Consider the following 20,169-nt stretch of genomic DNA (forward strand, 5'->3'; position numbering starts at 1 on the left):
AGAAGCGTAGTTAAATGACACAAAAAGCTATTACAGAATTAGGCAACCTGCTAGCTGCCCAGCAATCTATAGGATTCGATAAAATTCAGTCTAAAATAGAAGGGGCAGCCCATATAGATCAAAAGCTATTCTTTTATTTGTTCGCCATATGCACAAGATGGTTTGATAATAGCAACGTTAATATTAGTGACTCTCTACACTGGCAAGAAAAAGACTCTTTCGGCGTTATCACCAAATGGCAATGGCCAAGCTTGGCTCGGCTCTACCTGCTTTTATTAGTTGCTGATCAAGGCACAAAACAACACTACATCGAATTATACGAAACACTCTTTAACTCTGCCGACGTGCAGGAAAGTATCGTCCTCATTCAGAGCTTAGCTTTCGTGCCTTACCCAGAGGCTTTCGTTGAAAAAGCGCGGGAAGCCGCACGCTCAAATATAACAAGTTTGTTTAGCGCCATTGCGCACGATACCGATTACCCCAATAAGTACTTTGACGAACTAGGCTGGAACCAACTAATTCTCAAAGCAGCATTTTTAAATGTTCCCATTATTAGTATTCATGGGCTTAAATCACGTAACAATGAATCATTGGTCACAATGCTTAGGGATTATGCAAAAGAACGCCAAGCGGCTTCACGTTCAGTACCCTGGGACTTGTGGTGCTGCGTGGCCTGGATCACTTTAAGCAACGACGGTCGTGAAGACTTAAAGACGCAGTTTGTTAGAAGTGATATAAGAACCAAAGCCGCCATCGCTTTGGGCTTGGCGGAAAATAAAGATGAAGATACCGCGATACTTGGCCGTCAGCTTTTACAAGTCGATGAGCTGCAACAACTACCCTCCCCAATAACTTGGGAAATAATTGCGAATTACGAGTGTTAGAATTCGAACAATAAAAATGTAAACGGTAACAACTTATAGGTAACCACTATGTACATCGACCCCCATATTCATATGAGCGCCCGCACCACCGACGATTATCAAGCAATGGCTGCTGCAGGTGTGGTGGCTGTGATTGAACCTGCATTTTGGTTGGGACAACCACGCACGTCAGCGGAAACCTATCGCGATTACCTAGCGTCATTAGTTGGCTGGGAGAGATTCCGCGCATCTCAATTTGGAATCAAGCACTACTGCACCATAGGCTTGAACTCTAAAGAAGCTAACAATGAAAGTTTGGCTGAGGCAGTTATGGATATACTACCTCTATTCCTCGCCAAAGACGGTGTCGTAGCGGTTGGTGAGATCGGCTTTGACGAGCAGACAAAATTAGAAGAAAAATATTTACGAGCGCAATTAGAGTTAGCAAAAGAGTTTGATTTGCCTGTAATGGTGCATACACCACATCGCGATAAACTCAAAGGCACTATCTTGACGATGGACATTTGCGAGGAGCATGGTCTAGAGCCGTCACAAGTCATTATGGATCACAATAACGAAAATACCGTAGAGACGGTGTTGGAGCGGGGCTATTGGACAGCATTCACACTCTATCCACAAACCAAAATGGGCAGTGAGCGAATGGTGAATATTGCAAAAAAATATGGATCAGAAAGAATTTTTATAGACTCCAGCGCAGATTGGGGTGTATCAGACCCTATGTCAGTGCCTAAAACGGCGAAGCTTATGCTCGACTCGGGTATTAGTAAGGAAGAGGTTCACTTAATTTGTTACGCAAATGCTCTAGCCGCCTATGAACAAAGCGGTCAAATAAAAGAGGAACACTGGCAAAGTTCCCAATTTGACCAAAGCGAGCTATATGAAGGCAACTCTGTTCTACGCGGCCAAAAGCCAGAAGTTAAAAACTCTTAATTTGAAAACAGCTAACCATTGTGCCAAAGCTATGAGATAATAAGGCGGTCAGCACATTTACACCTAATCAGGAATTTGAATATGAGCAAAGATGAAATTATATCCTTATTTGATGAGTGGAATAGCGCATTACAAACAGGAGAACCTAAAAACGTTGCCGCTCTTTATGAAGGTAATGGGATTCTGCTTCCAACGGTTTCCAATAAAGTTCGTCACAATCACGAAGAAGTTGAAGACTACCTTGTTCATTTTCTAGCCAAAGGGCCGCAAGGTAAAATCGATGAAGCAAATGTGCGCATCTTTGGCGATATAGCCATCAACTCAGGTGTATATACTTTTACATTTAAAGATGGAGCTGTTGTACAGGCACGTTTCACTTTCGTATACCGCTGGAACGGACAGCGCTGGATGATTATTGAACACCACTCATCTCAAATGCCTGAATAAGATAGCTCATCATTCAGATGACTTATGGGAGAGCATGATTTCTATTTTGGCCGTGGCAAATAGAAATCATGCTCTCCAAAGCACTATCTACTTTAAATCCCCATAGCGTCAAATTAAAAATACACCTGTACAGGTGCTCCCTTTCTGCGTTACTCCAAGAACATAAGCCAATAGTCAGATAAACAAACAAGTCTCATATTTGGTGACAGTTTGGTAGTTGTAGTATAGTGACTACTCCAAATAAATATCCGCCAAGGGAGCGAGACATGTTAACCAATCGCTTATTAACAACAGCCTTTTGTATCGCTTTTATCGCTACACTCCAAGCACCTTCAGCACTTGCCTGTCAGTATCACGATGGCTTTGGTAGCTCCCCTTGGTCTAACTTTGGCTCAGGCATGAGGCATATGCCACAGTATTACGCTTCCGCCCGACAAGTTAGTGAACAACCCAAAATAAAGCTTTCGCTACCTTCAATGATAAGAGCAAAAGTCAGTGAAGAAGAAACGCTTACAGTGAGTTATACGTCTGAATGGGAGGATCCAGAAGTCCAATTGACGTTAGATATTAGCCCAGGGATAGAGGTAGAGAGCAACAAAATTAATTTAGCCGGAAAAAATGGTGAACATACTTTTGTCCTAAAACCCCAAGCCAGTGGAACATATCGCTTAAAAGTTACCGCTCGAAACTTGAATAACAAAGACACCCCTTCCCTACATGAAACCGTTTATGTGAATATCTACGAATAGATACTAAACAGTTTCAATTCAAGGTTAAGGTGCGTTTTTAACTCCCGGATGAATCAAGCTTCTCAATAACTAGTGTTAACTGCCCTACTTCAAAGCCAAACTTACGCAAGGAGCTGCGATTAAGAAGACGATCTTCCGTAACTAAATATAGCCAATCGTCGAGCTTTACCTCTATGGTGTCTTCCTTATAGGGAATCTCAAGGGTGTACACCCAGTGAAACGCGAAGCCTTCGATACTTCCTTCAGCTTCGCCAATGACATCATCGGCAGAACCCGTAATCTGCCCGTTACCTTTGTCTTTTAAAGTCCAAAACCGTTTGCTTACCTCACCGTCATCAAAGTAAAAAGTTTCATCGAGAAAACCTTGCGATCCCTGCCAATAGGCTTTGATATCAGCACTAAATTTTCGTGTAACTTTGCCACTGCGATTCTGAAGTATTCCATAAGCTTTTAAATCACCATCAAAAAACTCTCTCAAATCCAGCGAGGGTGATGTGTTCGCATAATTATGTATATTAACCTTGCTGCATGCACTGATAAATAACACCAAGCTTAGCAAAAGATATTTGCACTTCATTTAGAGCACCTTTAAATATTTCCTAAAAGTTTTTTGCGTAGCTTCGGGCGGCTGGTTTTATCTGATAACCAGATACCAGAAAAACACTGTGAGAATTTTATGTCTGAGATTTTCCCTAGTAAGTGATGGTTGAAATAGAACCATGACTCACCTTGATCGCTAACAAATAAAGTAAGGGAATCTTGTTTTTCTACATCAGGCCAGATTCGGTTCAATTGTTCAGCCCATGGTTTATAACTTTGCTTCCCATCTAAGCAACTTAACTTGCGCATCTGCTTTTCGGTTTCTTTAATTAAATGTTTTTTCTTAAATGAGCGCAGATATGTAAGCTTTAAAGCGAAGGGCTTATTTGCGTTAAAGATCGTGTCTGGTGAGTAGAGTGTTGCATGATAAATATCCCAAGCAGCAAACGACAATTTACCTTCACCAAGCACTTTCATACTATGCCATGGTTTTTCTTCAACATTAGCACTGGTTGTTGAACTTAGTATAAGTAAATAGATAAATAGTGAAATTTTAACGCACATGCTTTTTAATCAGATAGCAAAAAAATGGTACGAGAGTACTCCAGACCGCGGCAACAATAATTCCTGTAAATAAAATAGAATAAGTAAAATCTACTGCTTCTAAAAAGTAGCCTGCAAGATAGCTAGAGGCTCCGCCAATAGCGCCTAGAATGGCTTGCCAAAATACTGGTACGCGAGGCAGCCAAGAAAAACAATGATTAAGTGTGAGGCAGAACGCTACCCATAAAATTACCAGCCATAGAGGAAAAAAGCTCTCATTAAAGACAAAAACCCCAAATAGAGTAAGTAAAATATCAACTGTTATACCAATACCTGCCAACATAAACACTACTTTAGCGTCAGTATTTTTTGATGGGCTCAAAACAAAGTGCATTGTTATAAGAATTGCGATGACAGCTAAAAACTGGCCCTGCCCTAAAACACATAAAACCCACACTAAATAAAAAAATGCAAAATTCACGAATTTAAAAATACGTGGAGAGAGAATCAATGTATTAGCAGTTTGGAATAATGACATTGGGCAAAGTGTAAGTAGCTTATTTAGCTATTTATACTTAAAGTTATAGGAAACGGATGAGGGACTAAAGCGAAATCAGCATTTTACAAGGAAAGTTGTACACGTATTATGAAGGCAAGAGTTTATAGCTTATCCCATTCAGCAAGGTAAGGCGGGTTAGTGTTTATAGCTTATTGATACTTTACATAAGGGGAAGACAATCATTAAGAGGCAAATTGTTTACAAGCAGCCGCTATGTAAGTACCAGTTATTACATTGAGGACTATTAACTGCAACAGTAGACAACTGTATTTTTAGGCCTCTAATGGCTCCCTCACTTCCGGCTCATCATATTCCTGCGCTTGCGATTCCGACTCCTCTTCTTCTTGATCCCAAGGTGAAGAAACATCGACTAAACATCCGCTGGGTTCTCTAACCAAGAATCGGCGTTGGCCATAAAATTCGTTACGAGGTTCCTGAATAACTTCGGCGCCAAGCTCTATAGCACGTTCAAAGGTAGCGTTGACATCCGGTACAACAAAGGTCAAGTACATACCATTTGGGGCTTGCCTATAGTCATTGGGAATAAGTTCATGGTCGCGCTGAATTAAACCGAACTCCATTTTTTGATCATGGGGAGAACACAGTTGAACATACCAGTCACTATCATATTTGACATCAATATCCAGCAACTCTACATAAAAAGATTTGCTTGCAGCCAAATCAGATGTGCAAATATTAGTGATAACACGCACACTATCTTCAGCGGTCGATGATTCATCTTCAGGAGCTTGAGTATCTTCTTTACTTGCTTCCATTTCCAGTAGCACTGGTGCCTTAGGCTCTTCACCAAAAGCCGCACTGAGAAGATGTTCTGGATCATTAATAGCATCACTTTCTGGAGTTATACTAGCTTCCGTCTCTTCTTCATCGCTATCAGCAGGCTTCAGCTTTTTATAATTACCTTCTAATAAAGCGATTCCGGCGATAGGTAAAGCATCGAACATAATGGCCAGCCAGATACATATAATCATGATAGTGGCACTTTGGCCACCGAGGACTGCAGACAAGCCATCGATGGGTGAACGCTGCTGTGGCGCATCCGCTTCCAGCAGGTTGGAATCTATCATCGACTCAACTTTTTCCAGTTGAGCGTCAATTTCTGTGCGTGTTTGGGCATTGCTTTTCAAAAACTTATTAGCTTGGGTACGATATTTATCTGTCAGTCCCTGATCAGCAGCCTGGCTACCAAGCTCAACATCACGAGACATTGATTCGAGCAGCTGAATACGCTGATTTAGTGCAGCTTGACGCACGCGATCTTTTTGCTCAGCGATTGTATCGCGCGCAAGCTTGTCTTCTTGCAATGCGCTTAAATAACCGTTCAGAGTTGCATAGCTGGAGAGAATAGAGAGACTTAAGGCTGAAGTAATGAGAAAGATTAACACCAGACGCAAGAACCCGCCCACATGTTTGACCACAACACCAGAGAAGCCATAAGCCATTATTTGCACAGCACAGCCTACAAAGGCTCCCACAATACCGGGAATACCCCCAAGCCAGGAGTAGAAAAACCAACCGGTGCAGGCAACACTTGCAATCATTAATATAAGACAAGCGAGTACTATGCTACTTTTGTATACAAACCCAACGTCTTTCACTAGTATTCCTCTCGTTGGGCGGTTGTTTCGATACCCAAGCACATATTAAATCTTTTACTCTCCCGCCCCATTAGCTCTGAGCTTGTATAAAGCAGAGCTGCATGTGTGGGGAGTTGAAGGTGAGCGAATACACCTTTTCTCAAAACTCTGACAATTTCTTAACATTTAAAGACTGACAGGAAGCTCTTCGTTACTCTAACCTAAACGCTCGGAATACAACAACCCCTATCAGCGGTAGAAATAGTCACACATAGGATTAGATCACTTTTCAAGCAATTAACACTCTGCGGCAAAGATTACTCAAGTAATAGCAACACTCATTGAGTCCAAGTAGAGAGAAAAGAACAAAAAAATAACCAAAATATCGTTTTTTTTATAGCTCAAGTCTATAATACTTTGCCTGATACTAGACTCCTTCGCCAATGTGACACCTATCACACTTATTGTGTGACGAAGTCGGTATCTCCCAAGGCGTTTTATAGGCAAATTTTCACCTCCGTAACGGAATGCTGTTTACATCTCGGTCAGACATTCAAACGCATCTTTTCTCTGAGTAGAAACGTTACGTTCATCAATTACCATATATTTGAGCGAAGGGTTATCGTCATGAGTGTCGTAGGAAGTCCTGAAAAAAAAATATCCACTCAGCGCACACAAAAGCATGTGCGTGCGATGCACTATGGACGTGTTGAAATTGACCCTCAGTTTACGATCAAACGCACATTAGATAGGACTTTCAGCTTAATTCTCAGTGAAAACTCCCCTGCAGGTAAAAACTTCTTACAATTATTGAAGACTCGCGTATCTCCTGCTGATTACCTGCGTATAGGCAAGAAGCTGCTAGACACCGCCCACGAAAATGTGCGCTACCATGATGCAGAAAAGAAAAGCCCGCTCAATTGTATCCGTATTCAACTGTATAAAGATGGCGATAAACCCAGTTTGCGCTATATCCGCATTGTAATGAAAAAAAGCGCATCCTTTTATAGAGATGGCAGTTGGATCATTGTTGTGCAGGATATTTCTAAGGCGGTTAGAGATTTTAAGAAAAAGCAGGAAAGCCTGAAGAAACCCCAAAAACCAAAGGCTCGTTCCACAGAACGAGAAATTTTCAATTTGATTCAGCACAACCGCTCTGTTGTAAGCGTGTTTCTAAAAGATACTATCGCATCTATAAAAGAGTTAGTGCGACATCTCTCCCTATCGACCCCATCAATTGACAATGCCAATGACATTCTTTGTCTAATTCATCAAATAAAAGGTGATGCTTCAGTATTAAACTTCCAAAACATTGCCGTACAAGCTCACGCTTTTGAAAGCATACTGGCAAATGTAAACAACGATCCCCAAAATTGCGAAGTATATTTCAAACAGTTGCCGAAGGCAGTGCCATCACTCGTGAAATCAGTCAATAGAACACAATATTTATACAAAAAGTTGGTAGAAGGCGGTTGGCAGACAAAAGAAAATAAAGGTTCACATAAGGTATTAGCGCAAAAACTTGAAGTCCTCATCGAAAAATTAGCAGAAGCAAATAATAAGCGAGTCATTTTAGTAAATGATGGCTACCTTGATAGCGCAATTCCAAAGCACTATCAAAATACCATCAACACGGTTGTCACCCAGTTGGCTCGTAATGCTATTGTCCATGGTATTGAAGACAGTACCACTCGTATTAATTGCTCCAAAACGCCTTACGGCTGCTTACACCTAAGTGTCACTACTACAGCTCAATCATTTATTCTCAATGTCAGAGACGACGGCCGTGGTCTTAACGCGATAAAAATTAAAGAGGCTGCTTTAAACTGTGGTTTGTTTGATAACTCAAAAGTTAATAACTGGAGTAAACCACAGATTCTCAATGCACTTTTCACCCCGGGTTTTTCAACCGCAGCAAAAGTTAATCATCATGCAGGACGAGGCATTGGCTTAAACATTATCAAAAAACATGTAGAACATCACGGCGGAAGTATAAGCATTCGTAGCATACTTGGGCAGTTCACAGAATTCTCCATTACCTTACCCCTTCAAAAGAAGAAATAGCGTATCGAAAAGGTTTGCCTGTAGAAGCTATGGTAAACCTTTATTTCCAGCGAAATAAATAACGATCTCATCTGAAATATCTACCAAGACACTTAGCTCTTCATTATATTCAAGCAAGAGCTACCAACTCGTATTGCTAATCACCTCTGTCTCTGTTTATATGAGCATATCTATTTAGTTCAATTAGTACGAACAGGCCCGACTATGAATAAGATAATTAAAATGTTAATCGCTTTTTTGGCTTTTGGGATTATGGCCTCCTGCCAACAGCAACCTGCAATCACAGGCGATCTGATTGTTTACGGTGGCAACATTTATACGGCGGCTAAAGTAGAAAAAACTGAGGCCGTGGTTGCCAAAGATGGAAGAGTTTTATTTGTCGGCAGCAAGGAAAAGGCAATGAAGTATCAGGGAAGTAAAACACAGTTACTCGATTTGCAGGGCAAAACCATGACTCCAGGTTTTATCGAGAGTCATGCTCATATCATGGGTATTGGTCATAACCGACTCAACATTGACTTGTTGCAAGTGAAAAGTTATCAAGAGCTAATTCAAAAGGTAGAAGAAGTAGCGGCCACTACGCCTAAAGGGCAATGGATTATAGGGCGTGGATGGCACCAAGATAAATGGCAACAGCAAAGCGAAAAAAGGTTTAAAGGTTTTCCCATTCATGATGAATTAAGTGTAAGAGTTCCAGACCATCCTGTATGGCTAACCCACGCAAGTGGACATATGGGATTGGCTAATGCAGCGGCTATGAAAGTCGCTGGGATAAATAGCAATAGTGAGCAACCTACCGGAGGGGAGATTTTTATGGGCCCAGACGGTAAACCCACCGGCATATTCAATGAAACCGCGCAAAGAAAAATTGCAGGAATAATCCCTAAATCCACACCAGAGCGCGAAGCTAAGGCACTTGAGCTTGCCCTGCAAGAACTATTAGAAAGTGGCATCACCAGTATGCACAATGCTGGCGCCAGCCAACGCGATATTGATTTATTTAAATCCTTTGGAGAGCAAGGAAAATTAAAAGTGAGAATTTATACCATGCTCCATGGTAATGATAATCAACTGCTAAACAGCTACTATGCTTCAGGCCCCCAGATAGGTTTGTACGACGATCATTTAACAATAAGGTCTATCAAACTTTATGCTGATGGCGCACTGGGCTCACGTGGAGCGTGGCTGCTAGAAGAATATAGCGATGCCGCCGGTAAGTTTGGCCATAATGTCATGCCAATGAAAGCAATTGAGCAAGTGACTAAAGATGGCTATAAAAATGGTTTCCAATTGTGTGTGCATGCCATTGGAGACAGAGCAAACCGCGAAGTGTTGGATATTTTTGAAGAAATAACTCAGGGAGAAAAAATTGATCACAGATTTCGCATAGAACACGCTCAACATATTAATCTTGACGATATCCCACGTTTTGCCGAACTCGGCGTTATTGCCTCAATGCAGGCGATTCATATGTCTTCTGACAGGCCATGGGCGATAGACAGATTAGGAAAAAAGCGTATAGTGGATGGCGCTTATGTTTGGCAAAAACTACTACAAAGTGGAGCTAAAGTTATTAATGGAACTGACGCACCCGTTGAACCTGTAAGTGCCATTGCCTCTTTTTATTCGTCTGTATCAAGAAAAACGCTGCAAGGTACGCCGGAGGGAGGCTATGAACCCGAACAAAAAATGACAAGGGCACAAGCATTAAAAGCTTATACTCTCGACGGCGCTTATGGCTCTTTTGAAGAAGGAATTAAAGGTTCAATTGAGATAGGAAAATTAGCTGACTTTACAGTCTTCTCACAAGATTTAATGACAATCCCGGAAGAAAAAATACTCGATACAGAAGTGCTTTATACCATAGTAGGTGGTGAAGTAGCTTACCAGAAATAAATGATATCAGTAAGGCGCTATTGATAATGGCTGGGCAGTATCCAGCCATTTTTTTATACTAAAAATTACCCATCGCCGTCGCTATTGATGTTTATCAATAGCATTATATTTTTCTTGTGTACCTACTTCTAAAAACCAAAATAAAAACCCGATCAATATAAAAAGCTCACGGATTTCGTACTGCATATTATTGTATTCAAATATCGGATCACATATGACAGTTAGCAATAATGTGATAACTAGCAGCACACACACGAACCATTCCTCTAGTTTTATCTTACCACTATTAATGGCTAAAGAAATGAGATAAAGAAATGAGACAGTCCATACTAAGCTAGTATCAACTAAAGTTTCTTTTCGGAAATAATCTTGAAAACTACAGGAAATAATAAAAACACCTATCGTTTTTAGTGATGGTGTTAGTCGTAAGAGATAATTAGGCAATAAATTTATAAATGGTCTTGTATTTAGATACACGAGAATAGGCAAAAATATAAAAACAATATAAACACTCCCTTGCATCAATAAATTAACATATTCCTGAGATACAAAATTATGCAAATTAGTCTCTTCTTGCATATTATGTTCTTTAAAAACGCCTGTGCTCTCGAAACCAAAAATATGCTGCCCCCAACTGATTTCCTCAAGGCTTCCCAAAATACCTGTCGCCGCAAACAACCACAGCAAAGGTATGGGAAGTATATGCTTAACGCCTTTTCTGGTGTTCCTAATATGCATAAAAGCTACGGCAGTAATGCACAAGCCGGCGAGCACTGTTAACCATTCATAGAAACCACTCTCGCGAGTTGCTTGGTACAACAGTTGACGATATTCATCAATAGAAAATGACAGTGAGAGAACACCCCAAACAGAGATTAATAAAGTAACAAATACAGCAAATAGCACACGATTTGCCCTACTTAATAATGGAGGTATTATATTTGTGGTTTTCATAGCTTTAACTGTTTCATTTGCGCCAATAAGAGAGTAAAGACTGCCGAGACATCGATCATGCAACAACTAAATTATTCTACAATAAAATTTACGTTTTTTTATACTGCATTTAGTATTAGTGTTAACCACAACCCTAACACCATAAAAACCGATGTCCAAAAAGCCACAACCCGATGGAGCAAATGATTATAGGTAATATGGATAAATGAGTGCACTATACGCAAAGCTACAAAAGACCAAGCGAAAAACAAACCGAGAGCACTAGAAATATCTAACACCATATACGCCAAACAGCCAACATAGAGCAGTACAGGTACTTCAAATTGATTATTAAAATTACGTGTACTTTTTATCACAGCTTCAGGGTAGCTTTCGGCATCCATTAAACTGTATGCTTGGGGTTTGACTTGACGGGATTTAACACTTTTTACGCGAATAAACAACGTAACTACACCAACAAAGATTGTTAGCAGCATCATAGCAAACATTGGATATAACACTGTTACTCCTTACTATCGATAGAATTACTAAATACAGCTTTGATAGAATAACCAACGGCTTTGAGCTAGTAATACAGCCCTGAGCCATTAATACAGCCCTGAGCCAGCAACAAGTAACCTCAGGCTAATAATCGCTCATTTGAAACTATAATACCCCTATCTTTTTTTTCATTCCATTCAAATAATATTTATTCTCTTAATATTTTATGTATTCTAAGAGTAGACTTCACTATCGAATTTGGAGGAAAGAATTAATGCTTTAGTCTGCACCTTTACAAATCTCTGAAGCCTCAGTAATTGTCATCTCTACCGCCGCAATGCCTTTAAGACTGGTATTGGTTGCCGCCTGTATAAAAATGCTATTTATAGGATTAATCATTAGTCTAAAGTTATTTTTTTATATCTGCTAAGTCGATAGATTTTTAAGGTCTATTAAAAAATAATGCAAAAGTAATGTAATTTTTGTGCTTGTAAGTTTGTTTTACATGTAGAACAAAGAAGAAAAGCACAAGAGACCTCTTTGATAAAAAAACCTTATGAAACTCTTACTGTTATCAGGGATTTAAGCGAGAGTTTTCAATATCACTTTTCGTGCTTGTAAATTAAATCTAAAAAGGTTTAAGAGCATACATAAGATAGTACTAGTTCTTATAGCGACTTAGTAAGAGAAGATGAAAAGCAACTGACGTAATGTCATTGGCGAGGCCATACCGTAAAGACAGCATTCTCACTAAGTCATGTCTAATAAAGATCGTTTACCTCAATTTATCTGCCTATTAGCCTTAGCCCCTTCTGGCGAAAAAACTCAATAAATTCAGATAGTTGTATAGGTATCAGCAAAAAACTCGTCGTTTTTTAAGTTATGTATATAGCTTCCAAAAGTTAATGATACGTTGTAACATATCATAATTTTGGGTTTCTACTATTAAACTTACCAAGGATGGAGAGCAACCAGGGTATAGAAGCGAATGACACACATAAACAGACTCCCAGTCACTGTACTTTCTGGCTTTCTTGGAGCCGGTAAGACTACTGTACTAAGCCATATCTTAAACAACCGAGAAGGCAAAAAAGTCGCTGTGATTGTAAATGATATGAGTGAAATCAATATTGATTCAGCGATAGTACAGAATGAGGTATCGCTAAACCGCAGCGAAGAAAAGCTTGTAGAAATGAGTAATGGCTGTATATGCTGCACACTTCGAGAAGACCTATTAGAGGAAGTCACTAAGCTTGCTGAAGCTGATCGCTTCGATTACCTGGTTATTGAATCAACAGGCATCTCAGAACCTTTACCCGTCGCAGAAACTTTTACCTTTGCCGATGAAAACGGCGTCTCACTGTCTGAAGTCGCCAATTTAGACACTATGGTGACAGTAGTAGATGCTGTCAACTTCCTAGAAGATTATGAAAGGGCAAAATATTTACAGGATACGGATGAGTCCTTGGGTGAGGAAGATGAACGTAGTGTTGCAGATTTACTTGTGGATCAGGTTGAATTTGCCGACGTTATTCTTATAAGTAAAACCGACTTGGCTTCACGTTCTGATGTGGAGCGCTTAACCGCTATTCTAAAAACGTTGAATACACATGCGAAAATACTTCCGATTTCTCAAGGAGAAGTCAATATTGACGAAGTGCTTAACACAGGTTTATTTAATTTTGAAAATGCCCAGCAAGCTCCTGGCTGGCTTAAAGAAATGCGCGGCGAGCATGTTCCTGAAACGGAAGAATATGGAATTGCCAGCTTCAGCTATCTAGCACGGCGTCCTTTCCATCCAGAAAAATTTCACAACTTCTTACATAATACTCAACAATATGGAAAGTTAATACGTTCCAAAGGTTACTTCTGGTTAGCTTCTCGACCTCAGTTTGCTGGTCAGTGGAGCCAAGCTGGCGGCATCGCTCGCTACGGTTTTGCAGGAATGTTTTGGAAAGCCGTACCCAAAGAAAACTGGCCACAAGATAAAGAATATCTTGCTTCTATCGAAAAGCAGTGGGTAGAACCCTTTGGTGATATGCGCCAGGAGTTAGTATTTATTGGTCAGGGACTAGATAAAGTCAGCATTATACAAAAACTTGATGAATGCCTCTTAAGCGAAGAAGAAGTATTGCGTGGTAAAGAATATTGGACGACATTGAAAGACCCATTTCCAGCATGGGCTCAATAGGAGTAAGACAAGCATGAAACCCCAATCGTTTTATTTAATTATTTTACTCTTTTCATGCCTGCTAATGGTATCAGAAATCGCTCGATCGAATACTCAAGAACCCCATACACATGGATTAGCTACGCTTACTTTAGCTCTAGAAAACAACATACTAGAAGTTCATTTCGAAACACCCGCGGCAAATTTAGTAGGCTTTGAATATGCAGCGAAATCAGAAAAGGAAAAAAAGTTAGTAATACAGGCAGAAACAATTTTAAGTGCGCCAACACAATTATTTTCATTCGTTGGAACCGCCTGCCAACCAGAAAAAATAGAAGTTGATATATCCAGTATTATTGCTGGCGAACATAAAGAAGAGGCTGAACACAGCGAACACGAAGATCATCACCACTCTCACGAACATCATGATCACGCGACAGAACATCACGAGGAGAGCAGTCACAGTGAAATATCTGCTCACTACCGATTTGCTTGTAACGATATTACCAAATTAACCTCTGTTTCAGTTGCATTATTTAAAAAATTTCATAGCATTGAGAAAATTGATGCAATGTGGGTAACAGAAATCAAGCAAGGTGCAGTAACATTGTCTTCTAATAAAATTACAATCTCGTTGATATAGAAGAATGGACGCTGTTAAACGAGTTATAGATCACGCAGAACGACGCTGTAAAGAAAAAGGCTCGCGTTTAACCGAAAAAAGGAGGCTGGCACTGTCGCTGCTAGTTAAGTCGAGTAAAGCTCTTTCAGCATATGAACTAGTAGAGGCTTTCAAAACTGAGTTAGGTGAAACCTTACCTGCTATGTCGATGTACCGAATTCTAGAATTCTTAATAGCAGAAGATTTAGTTCATAAACTATCATCGACTAATAAATATGTCGCTTGTGAAAATATCTGTAGCGAACATACCCATGCCGAATCACAATTTTTAATTTGCGGTCAGTGTCAAAAAGTTAAGGAAATAAGTATAAACAGATCACTTATGGAATCGATTAAGGAAAATGTTAACGATACGGGCTTCCATCTAGTAAGTTCACAACTTGAGATGAACTGCATATGTGAAGAATGCATGAAAAAGTCCTGAGTAAAGAGTTCAAATGAAATATATCTACCTTGAGCAATTAAAAAAATTAGTTAACTTAGAGACTGTTGATGCTGATTGCCCAGCAGATAGCTTTAATTACATTTATTTAAAGCTCGTGAACAAAGAATATCAGCAGGCATTTGTTTTTAGGAAAACGCTTTAATGAGACAGTCTACACTTATAAAAAATGCGCAAATTGTTAACGACGGAAAAATCATCGAAAGTGATCTGCGGATCAAAGGTCAACGTATAGATTATATTAATAAGGAAATTTTAGCCACTGATAAAGATCATGTTATAGATGCTAACGGTCTACATTTACTACCTGGCATGATCGACGACCAAGTACATTTCCGTGAGCCTGGTTTAACACATAAAGGGACGATCGAAAGTGAGTCCCGCGCTGCTGTTGCAGGTGGCATAACAAGCTATATGGAAATGCCCAATGTTAGCCCTGCGACCACTTCGATTGAAGCCTTGGAAGCAAAGTTTAAAATTGCTTCAAAAAAATCGATGGCAAATTACTCTTTTTACTTAGGAGCAACGGAAGATAATATCGAGCAAATTAAACAGCTCGACCCTAAATTACATTGTGGTGTAAAGGTGTTTATGGGAGCATCCACTGGCGATTTGCTGGTTGAACATCCTGAAGCATTGGATGCTATCTTTCGTGAAAGCCCTACCCTCATTGTTACTCATTGCGAAAGTACACCTGTTATTAATGATAATCTTGAGCGAATCAAAAACCAAGGGCTTACCCCTACAATATTGGATCATCCAATTATCCGAGATACGGCAGCATGTTATGCCTCCTCTTCTTATGCCGTGAGTCTCGCTAAAAAATACCAAAGTCAGTTACATGTACTGCATATTACGACCGAAAAGGAATTAAGTTTATTTACAAGTGGTGCAATAGGAAATAAACATATCACCGCCGAAGCCTGTGTTCATCACCTTTGGTTCTCTGATCAAGACTACCCTCGCTTAGGTAATTTGATTAAGTGCAACCCAGCGATCAAATCATCAACGGATCGGGATGCTTTAATTAAAGCTGTACAGAATAATCAGATTGATATTATTGCTACGGATCATGCTCCTCATACATTAGCAGAAAAACAAACGGACTATAACCATGCCCCCGCAGGTTTGCCTTTAGTAGAGCACGCAATATTAAGTTTATTTGAGCACGTTAAACATAAGCGGTTAAGTTTGGAACAGGTGGTTGAAAAAACTGCTCACAATCCAGCTTTACGGTATGGAGTAAAAGAGCGAGGATTTATTCGTGAGGGATATTACGCTGATTTAGTATTAGTCAATACAGAAAGGTCTACTGTAGTCAGCGACGATAATGTTCATTACCACTGTGCTTGGACGCCATTTAATGATTATAAATTTTCTTCGAACATACAATATACATGGGTTAATGGTCAGCAAGTTTTTGATGGCCAAAATATAAGTAGTAAACCGGCATCATCGATGCGACTTGAATTTAACCGATAAATATCTTCTACCAAAAAAAGGAGAAATCCCTTTGTTAATGCGCGCTTTACCAGATGTGACTTCAGATTCAAATGCGGAGACACCCTCGATGCTACAATGGGTGGGCATGGAAGATATCGCAGTACCTATCACCATAAGTTTGCAAAATGGAAATCTACAAACTATTGCAGCTAAAGCCAAGGTATATGTCAGCCTGGAGCAGCCAGAAGTAAAAGGCATACATATGTCACGGCTACACAACGCAATCAATCAACTTGCAGAACGTGAATGTAACAAGCATATAATTGAGAAGTTGCTCAGTGAAATGATTAATTCGCAAAGTAATATTGGACAAGCAGCAAAAATAGAACTTTCATTTGATGCACTGCTGAAAAAGCCTGCTTTATTGAGTAAAGAAAGCGGGTTTCAATCTTACCCTGTTACAATAAAAGCAGAAAAGAGAGACAAAGATTTTTCTTGTGAATTTGAGTTATCAATACCATATTCCAGCACCTGCCCCTGTTCTGCATCTCTCGCTCGTCAGTTATATGCAGATGCAGTTAATTCGAAATTTGTGGATGCATCAATTCAGAAAGCCGATTTGATTGACTGGATACAATCCTCTGCAGGCTCGGTTGCGACCCCCCATAGTCAACGCTCTTATGCCTATATTCGCCTTTCATTGGCAAACAACGATTGGCCAAGTTTCTCTTCACTTATTTTCCAATTGGAGGAAGTTATCGGCACTCCGGTACAAACGGCTGTAAAGCGTGTGGATGAACAAGAGTTTGCCCGTCTAAACGCAGAAAATTTAATGTTTTGTGAGGATGCAGCTAGGCGAATTAAACTAGCACTTGAAAAAATGAAATCTGTAGACAACTATTGGTTTAAAGTGGAACACCAAGAAAGCTTACATGCACACAACGCGGTAGTAATTGATCAAAAACATTCCGGCAGTTATTAACTATGAATACATCAAAGCCTTGTTCACTAACTGAAGAAGAAATAATTAATGCCCCTGAATCCGAGTACATGAATAAAGAACAGCTTGGATTCTTTCGGCAAAAATTGTTGGATTTACACAAGTCAACATGTGTACGGATTCAGGAAGCAAAAGATCAAATGGTTAGCCCAATGGATTTTAGCGATCCAAGCGATCGTGCGTCCTGTGAGGAACAATCCAATATCGCACTTCGTATTGTCGAGCGAGAACAAAAACTTTTGCCCAAAATTCAGCAATCCCTCGAGCGTATTCGTTTAGGTGAATATGGATACTGCCTGGAATCTGGAGAACCGATAGGCATTCCGCGCTTATTAGCAAGGCCTACTGCCGAATACTGTGCAGAAGTAAAAACACTAAAAGAAATAAAAGAGAATCACTACAACGGTTAGTCTTATCAATTGTAAAAATGTATTTATATCTAAGATTAGTGTAAGTGCACACAGTAAACTGCAGTGATGTATAAAAACAAAAGAAATAAAAGTTAAAAAATTATGTTGCAAAACACACAAGAAATAACAATCACATTACCTGACGGCTCACAACGAGAATTCCCCGCTGGCGTTTCAGTCATGGACATTGCTTTGAGTATTGGCCCTGGCCTGGCTAAAAGCACTATCGCAGGAGAAGTAAACAACAAACTCGTCGATGCTTGTGACCTAATCTATGAGAATGCCAATATACGCATCATCACTTCGCGTGATACAGAAGGAGTAGAAATCATTCGGCACTCCTGTGCCCATCTTGTTGGGCACGCAGTGAAGCAGCTTTATCCTACTGCGAAGATGGTGATAGGACCTGTAATAGAAAATGGCTTCTACTATGATATCGCTTATGAAAGGCCATTTACCGCCGAGGATTTAACAGCAATCGAAGAGCGAATGAAACAACTGATTGCTAAGCATTATGACGTTATCAAACAAGTTACACCGCGCACTAAAGTAATCGAAACATTCGAGTCACGACAAGAAAATTACAAGCTGCAACTTGTCAATGATATGCCTGATGAAGAGCAAATGGCCTTATACTTTCACGAAGAATATATAGATATGTGCCGCGGCCCTCACGTGCCGAATACACGCTTCTTAGAACACATGAAGCTTACTAAAATTTCCGGCGCCTATTGGCGTGGGGATTCTAAGAACGAACAGCTGCAACGAATTTATGGAACCGCATGGGCGAACAAAAAAGATTTACGCTCACACTTAAACATGCTCGAAGAAGCAGAAAAACGTGACCACCGGCGGTTAGGCAAAGAGTTAAACCTTTTCCACTTTAATGAGGAGGCAACAGGTGCTGTTTTTTGGCACCCAAAAGGCTGGACACTGTTTCAACAACTAATCGAATACATGCGCCGCCGCCAACGGCAAGCAGGTTATACCGAAGTTAATACGCCTGATATGATGGATAGAAATTTATGGGAAAAATCTGGTCACTGGCAAAATTATCACGATCATATGTACACAACGGATACCCCCGACGAAAAAACATTGGCACTTAAACCAATGAATTGTCCTGGTAGTGTATTGATGTACAACCACGGTTTAAAAAGCTACCGCGATTTGCCCATTCGTATGGCGGAGTTTGGGAAAGTCCATCGCTATGAACTTTCTGGATCACTCCATGGATTACTCCGAGTGCGCCACTTTACTCAAGATGATGCTCATATTTATTGTACAAGAGATCAAATGTTGGATGAATGTACGAAGATCATTCGTTTGGTTCTGGACATATACAAGCAACTTGGTTTCGGCGATGTGAGTATTAAACTATCCACTCGCCCCGAAAATCGTATGGGTGACGATAAAACCTGGGATATATTAGAAGCAGCTCTGGTTGACTCGCTACAAGCGCTAAAATTGGACTATAAATTAAACCAAGGAGAAGGCGCGTTCTACGGACCAAAACTGGAATTTGTCTTAAGAGATGCGATTGGCCGCGACTGGCAGTGCGGCACCTTGCAAGTTGATATGAATTTGCCCTCTAGATTCGAACTTGAATATGTAGACGAGAAAGGTGAGCGCCAAACACCCGTCATGCTACACCGAGCTTTATTCGGTTCACTCGAGCGCTTCACTGGCATATTAATTGAGCATTTCACTGGCAAGTTACCTGCATGGCTAAGTCCGGTGCAGGTTAGCGTGTTAACCATTTCAGAAACATTCAATGATTATGCCACCGGTTTGGTAAATGTCTTTGAAGCTAGCGGAATAAGAGTAGAATCCGACAATAGCAAAGAAAAAATTGGTTATAAAATCCGCCAGCAAACCCTACAAAAAACACCATTTATGGTAATTGTTGGTGCCAATGAAGTTGAAACTAATCGGGTGAATTTACGTTTACTTGATGGAAAACAGATGAGTTTTGACGATATTGAAAGCGCAGTAGATTATTTAAGGCAAGCCTGCAAACCGCCTGATGTTATTGATCAGAAGCAATCGATTGAAGCGTTAATACAGGCTTTAAAAACAAAGCATACCAATAGCAGTGAGCAAAAATGAATAACTCTTCCATTATCCCTGAAACCTACGAACAGTGGCGGCATTGTATTATTGTCGAATGTGGCCTAGAGCTGACACCCAAGTATATCTCAGAGCGGATATCAGCCCTGCAAGACGACCGCGACTACTACACCCAACAATTTGTGAAGCTTTATGGCAGACAGTATCTTCAGCAAGTACTCGCTTGGTTTATGCAGGCACAAAAAAATGTGTAATACTACGCCCCAATAAATGTGATTCTGAAGTGCTACGTACTGTGGCACTTACTA

At 40.2% G+C, this 20,169-nt stretch carries 21 protein-coding genes; 15 read left to right on the forward strand and 6 right to left on the reverse strand.

Annotated elements, in window-relative coordinates; all coding sequences use genetic code 11:
* Window positions 1-14 precede the first annotated feature (14 nt).
* The 4 genes from BVC89_RS25170 to BVC89_RS25185 all read left to right on the forward strand — a co-directional run bounded on the left by BVC89_RS25170 (window position 15) and on the right by BVC89_RS25185 (window position 3,010).
* Window positions 15-884 (forward strand): EboA domain-containing protein, encoded by an 870-nt coding sequence (locus tag BVC89_RS25170; protein ID WP_086933858.1) that lies wholly within the window; start codon window positions 15-17, stop codon window positions 882-884.
* Window positions 885-932: 48 nt separating this feature from the next.
* Entirely contained in the window at window positions 933-1,814 is an 882-nt protein-coding gene (locus BVC89_RS25175) for a TatD family hydrolase (RefSeq protein WP_086933859.1), read from the forward strand.
* Window positions 1,815-1,895: 81 nt separating this feature from the next.
* Window positions 1,896-2,261: an SgcJ/EcaC family oxidoreductase gene (locus BVC89_RS25180; RefSeq protein WP_086933860.1), complete on the forward strand. Its 366-nt coding sequence runs from the start codon at window positions 1,896-1,898 to the stop codon at window positions 2,259-2,261.
* A gap of 266 nt (window positions 2,262-2,527) precedes the next feature.
* A complete protein-coding gene (locus BVC89_RS25185; RefSeq protein ID WP_086933861.1) occupies window positions 2,528-3,010 on the forward strand; it encodes a COG1361 family protein in 483 nt (160 codons plus the stop codon).
* Between the two features lie 37 nt (window positions 3,011-3,047).
* On the opposite strand, the gene BVC89_RS25190 is transcribed toward BVC89_RS25185, so the two are convergent.
* The 4 genes from BVC89_RS25190 to BVC89_RS30225 all read right to left on the reverse strand — a co-directional run bounded on the left by BVC89_RS25190 (window position 3,048) and on the right by BVC89_RS30225 (window position 6,271).
* Window positions 3,048-3,587: a DUF3833 domain-containing protein gene (locus BVC89_RS25190; RefSeq protein ID WP_086933862.1), complete on the reverse strand. Its 540-nt coding sequence runs from the start codon at window positions 3,585-3,587 to the stop codon at window positions 3,048-3,050.
* Between the two features lie 11 nt (window positions 3,588-3,598).
* On the reverse strand, window positions 3,599-4,027 hold the full coding sequence (locus tag BVC89_RS25195; RefSeq protein ID WP_158658117.1) for a chalcone isomerase family protein: 429 nt from the start codon (window positions 4,025-4,027) through the stop codon (window positions 3,599-3,601).
* A 76-nt stretch (window positions 4,028-4,103) separates the two neighbouring features.
* Entirely contained in the window at window positions 4,104-4,631 is a 528-nt protein-coding gene (locus tag BVC89_RS25200) for a DUF2878 domain-containing protein (protein ID WP_086933864.1), read from the reverse strand.
* A gap of 293 nt (window positions 4,632-4,924) precedes the next feature.
* Window positions 4,925-6,271 (reverse strand): VOC family protein, encoded by a 1,347-nt coding sequence (locus BVC89_RS30225; protein ID WP_216825045.1) that lies wholly within the window; start codon window positions 6,269-6,271, stop codon window positions 4,925-4,927.
* 606 nt (window positions 6,272-6,877) lie between these two features.
* On the opposite strand from BVC89_RS30225, the gene BVC89_RS25210 reads away from it, so the two are divergent.
* Together BVC89_RS25210 and BVC89_RS25215 are read left to right on the forward strand one after the other, a co-directional pair.
* Entirely contained in the window at window positions 6,878-8,314 is a 1,437-nt protein-coding gene (locus tag BVC89_RS25210) for an ATP-binding protein (RefSeq protein ID WP_086933865.1), read from the forward strand.
* Between the two features lie 204 nt (window positions 8,315-8,518).
* Window positions 8,519-10,210: an amidohydrolase gene (locus BVC89_RS25215; RefSeq protein WP_216825046.1), complete on the forward strand. Its 1,692-nt coding sequence runs from the start codon at window positions 8,519-8,521 to the stop codon at window positions 10,208-10,210.
* A gap of 81 nt (window positions 10,211-10,291) precedes the next feature.
* Here the strand turns inward: BVC89_RS25215 and BVC89_RS25220 are convergent, their stop codons facing one another.
* Both BVC89_RS25220 and BVC89_RS25225 read right to left on the reverse strand, forming a co-directional pair.
* Window positions 10,292-11,164, reverse strand: coding sequence for a hypothetical protein (locus BVC89_RS25220; RefSeq protein ID WP_158658119.1), 873 nt, complete (start codon window positions 11,162-11,164; stop codon window positions 10,292-10,294).
* 98 nt (window positions 11,165-11,262) lie between these two features.
* Window positions 11,263-11,664, reverse strand: coding sequence for an MAPEG family protein (locus BVC89_RS25225; RefSeq protein ID WP_086933868.1), 402 nt, complete (start codon window positions 11,662-11,664; stop codon window positions 11,263-11,265).
* 968 nt (window positions 11,665-12,632) lie between these two features.
* On the opposite strand from BVC89_RS25225, the gene zigA reads away from it, so the two are divergent.
* The 9 genes from zigA to BVC89_RS25265 all read left to right on the forward strand — a co-directional run bounded on the left by zigA (window position 12,633) and on the right by BVC89_RS25265 (window position 20,115).
* Complete coding sequence (zigA, locus tag BVC89_RS25230) at window positions 12,633-13,835, forward strand: zinc metallochaperone GTPase ZigA (protein WP_086933869.1); 1,203 nt, start codon at window positions 12,633-12,635, stop codon at window positions 13,833-13,835.
* A 13-nt stretch (window positions 13,836-13,848) separates the two neighbouring features.
* Window positions 13,849-14,457 (forward strand): ZrgA family zinc uptake protein, encoded by a 609-nt coding sequence (locus BVC89_RS25235; RefSeq protein ID WP_086933870.1) that lies wholly within the window; start codon window positions 13,849-13,851, stop codon window positions 14,455-14,457.
* Window positions 14,458-14,461: 4 nt separating this feature from the next.
* On the forward strand, window positions 14,462-14,920 hold the full coding sequence (locus tag BVC89_RS25240) for a Fur family transcriptional regulator (protein WP_086933871.1): 459 nt from the start codon (window positions 14,462-14,464) through the stop codon (window positions 14,918-14,920).
* A 13-nt stretch (window positions 14,921-14,933) separates the two neighbouring features.
* A complete protein-coding gene (locus BVC89_RS29970) occupies window positions 14,934-15,083 on the forward strand; it encodes a hypothetical protein (RefSeq protein WP_158658120.1) in 150 nt (49 codons plus the stop codon).
* Window positions 15,083-16,420 carry a dihydroorotase gene (locus tag BVC89_RS25245; protein ID WP_086933872.1) on the forward strand — a complete coding sequence of 446 codons (1,338 nt, stop codon included), beginning with the start codon at window positions 15,083-15,085 and terminating at the stop codon, window positions 16,418-16,420. The genes BVC89_RS29970 and BVC89_RS25245 overlap by 1 nt, the downstream gene beginning before the upstream one ends.
* A 37-nt stretch (window positions 16,421-16,457) precedes the next feature.
* A complete protein-coding gene (gene folE2, locus BVC89_RS25250) occupies window positions 16,458-17,363 on the forward strand; it encodes a GTP cyclohydrolase FolE2 (RefSeq protein WP_173780742.1) in 906 nt (301 codons plus the stop codon).
* 2 nt (window positions 17,364-17,365) lie between these two features.
* The gene (locus tag BVC89_RS25255) at window positions 17,366-17,791 is read left to right on the forward strand and encodes a TraR/DksA C4-type zinc finger protein (RefSeq protein WP_086933874.1); all 426 of its coding nucleotides are present in this window, start codon (window positions 17,366-17,368) and stop codon (window positions 17,789-17,791) included.
* 102 nt (window positions 17,792-17,893) lie between these two features.
* Entirely contained in the window at window positions 17,894-19,900 is a 2,007-nt protein-coding gene (gene thrS / locus BVC89_RS25260) for a threonine--tRNA ligase (RefSeq protein ID WP_086933875.1), read from the forward strand.
* Window positions 19,897-20,115, forward strand: coding sequence for a hypothetical protein (locus BVC89_RS25265; protein WP_086933876.1), 219 nt, complete (start codon window positions 19,897-19,899; stop codon window positions 20,113-20,115). Before thrS ends, BVC89_RS25265 begins: the two co-directional genes overlap by 4 nt.
* Window positions 20,116-20,169: the final 54 nt, after the last annotated feature.

The sequence above is a fragment of the Agarilytica rhodophyticola genome, from assembly GCF_002157225.2.
GTDB lineage: Bacteria > Pseudomonadota > Gammaproteobacteria > Pseudomonadales > Cellvibrionaceae > Agarilytica > Agarilytica rhodophyticola.

Excerpts from the sequence above, each read along its gene's own strand:
- thrS (WP_086933875.1), top strand. The coding sequence starts at position 17,894 with ATGTTGCAAAACACACAAGAAATAACAATCACATTACCTGACGGCTCA.
- BVC89_RS25220 (WP_158658119.1), bottom strand. The coding sequence starts at position 11,164 with ATGAAAACCACAAATATAATACCTCCATTATTAAGTAGGGCAAATCGT.
- BVC89_RS25195 (WP_158658117.1), bottom strand. The coding sequence starts at position 4,027 with ATGAAAGTGCTTGGTGAAGGTAAATTGTCGTTTGCTGCTTGGGATATT.
- BVC89_RS25215 (WP_216825046.1), top strand. The coding sequence starts at position 8,519 with ATGAATAAGATAATTAAAATGTTAATCGCTTTTTTGGCTTTTGGGATT.
- BVC89_RS25180 (WP_086933860.1), top strand. The coding sequence starts at position 1,896 with ATGAGCAAAGATGAAATTATATCCTTATTTGATGAGTGGAATAGCGCA.
- zigA (WP_086933869.1), top strand. The coding sequence starts at position 12,633 with ATGACACACATAAACAGACTCCCAGTCACTGTACTTTCTGGCTTTCTT.
- BVC89_RS25265 (WP_086933876.1), top strand. The coding sequence starts at position 19,897 with ATGAATAACTCTTCCATTATCCCTGAAACCTACGAACAGTGGCGGCAT.
- BVC89_RS25255 (WP_086933874.1), top strand. The coding sequence starts at position 17,366 with ATGAATACATCAAAGCCTTGTTCACTAACTGAAGAAGAAATAATTAAT.
- BVC89_RS25170 (WP_086933858.1), top strand. The coding sequence starts at position 15 with ATGACACAAAAAGCTATTACAGAATTAGGCAACCTGCTAGCTGCCCAG.
- BVC89_RS25245 (WP_086933872.1), top strand. The coding sequence starts at position 15,083 with ATGAGACAGTCTACACTTATAAAAAATGCGCAAATTGTTAACGACGGA.
- BVC89_RS25190 (WP_086933862.1), bottom strand. The coding sequence starts at position 3,587 with ATGAAGTGCAAATATCTTTTGCTAAGCTTGGTGTTATTTATCAGTGCA.
- BVC89_RS25240 (WP_086933871.1), top strand. The coding sequence starts at position 14,462 with ATGGACGCTGTTAAACGAGTTATAGATCACGCAGAACGACGCTGTAAA.
- BVC89_RS29970 (WP_158658120.1), top strand. The coding sequence starts at position 14,934 with ATGAAATATATCTACCTTGAGCAATTAAAAAAATTAGTTAACTTAGAG.
- BVC89_RS25185 (WP_086933861.1), top strand. The coding sequence starts at position 2,528 with ATGTTAACCAATCGCTTATTAACAACAGCCTTTTGTATCGCTTTTATC.
- folE2 (WP_173780742.1), top strand. The coding sequence starts at position 16,458 with ATGCGCGCTTTACCAGATGTGACTTCAGATTCAAATGCGGAGACACCC.
- BVC89_RS25210 (WP_086933865.1), top strand. The coding sequence starts at position 6,878 with ATGAGTGTCGTAGGAAGTCCTGAAAAAAAAATATCCACTCAGCGCACA.
- BVC89_RS25235 (WP_086933870.1), top strand. The coding sequence starts at position 13,849 with ATGAAACCCCAATCGTTTTATTTAATTATTTTACTCTTTTCATGCCTG.
- BVC89_RS25175 (WP_086933859.1), top strand. The coding sequence starts at position 933 with ATGTACATCGACCCCCATATTCATATGAGCGCCCGCACCACCGACGAT.
- BVC89_RS25200 (WP_086933864.1), bottom strand. The coding sequence starts at position 4,631 with ATGTCATTATTCCAAACTGCTAATACATTGATTCTCTCTCCACGTATT.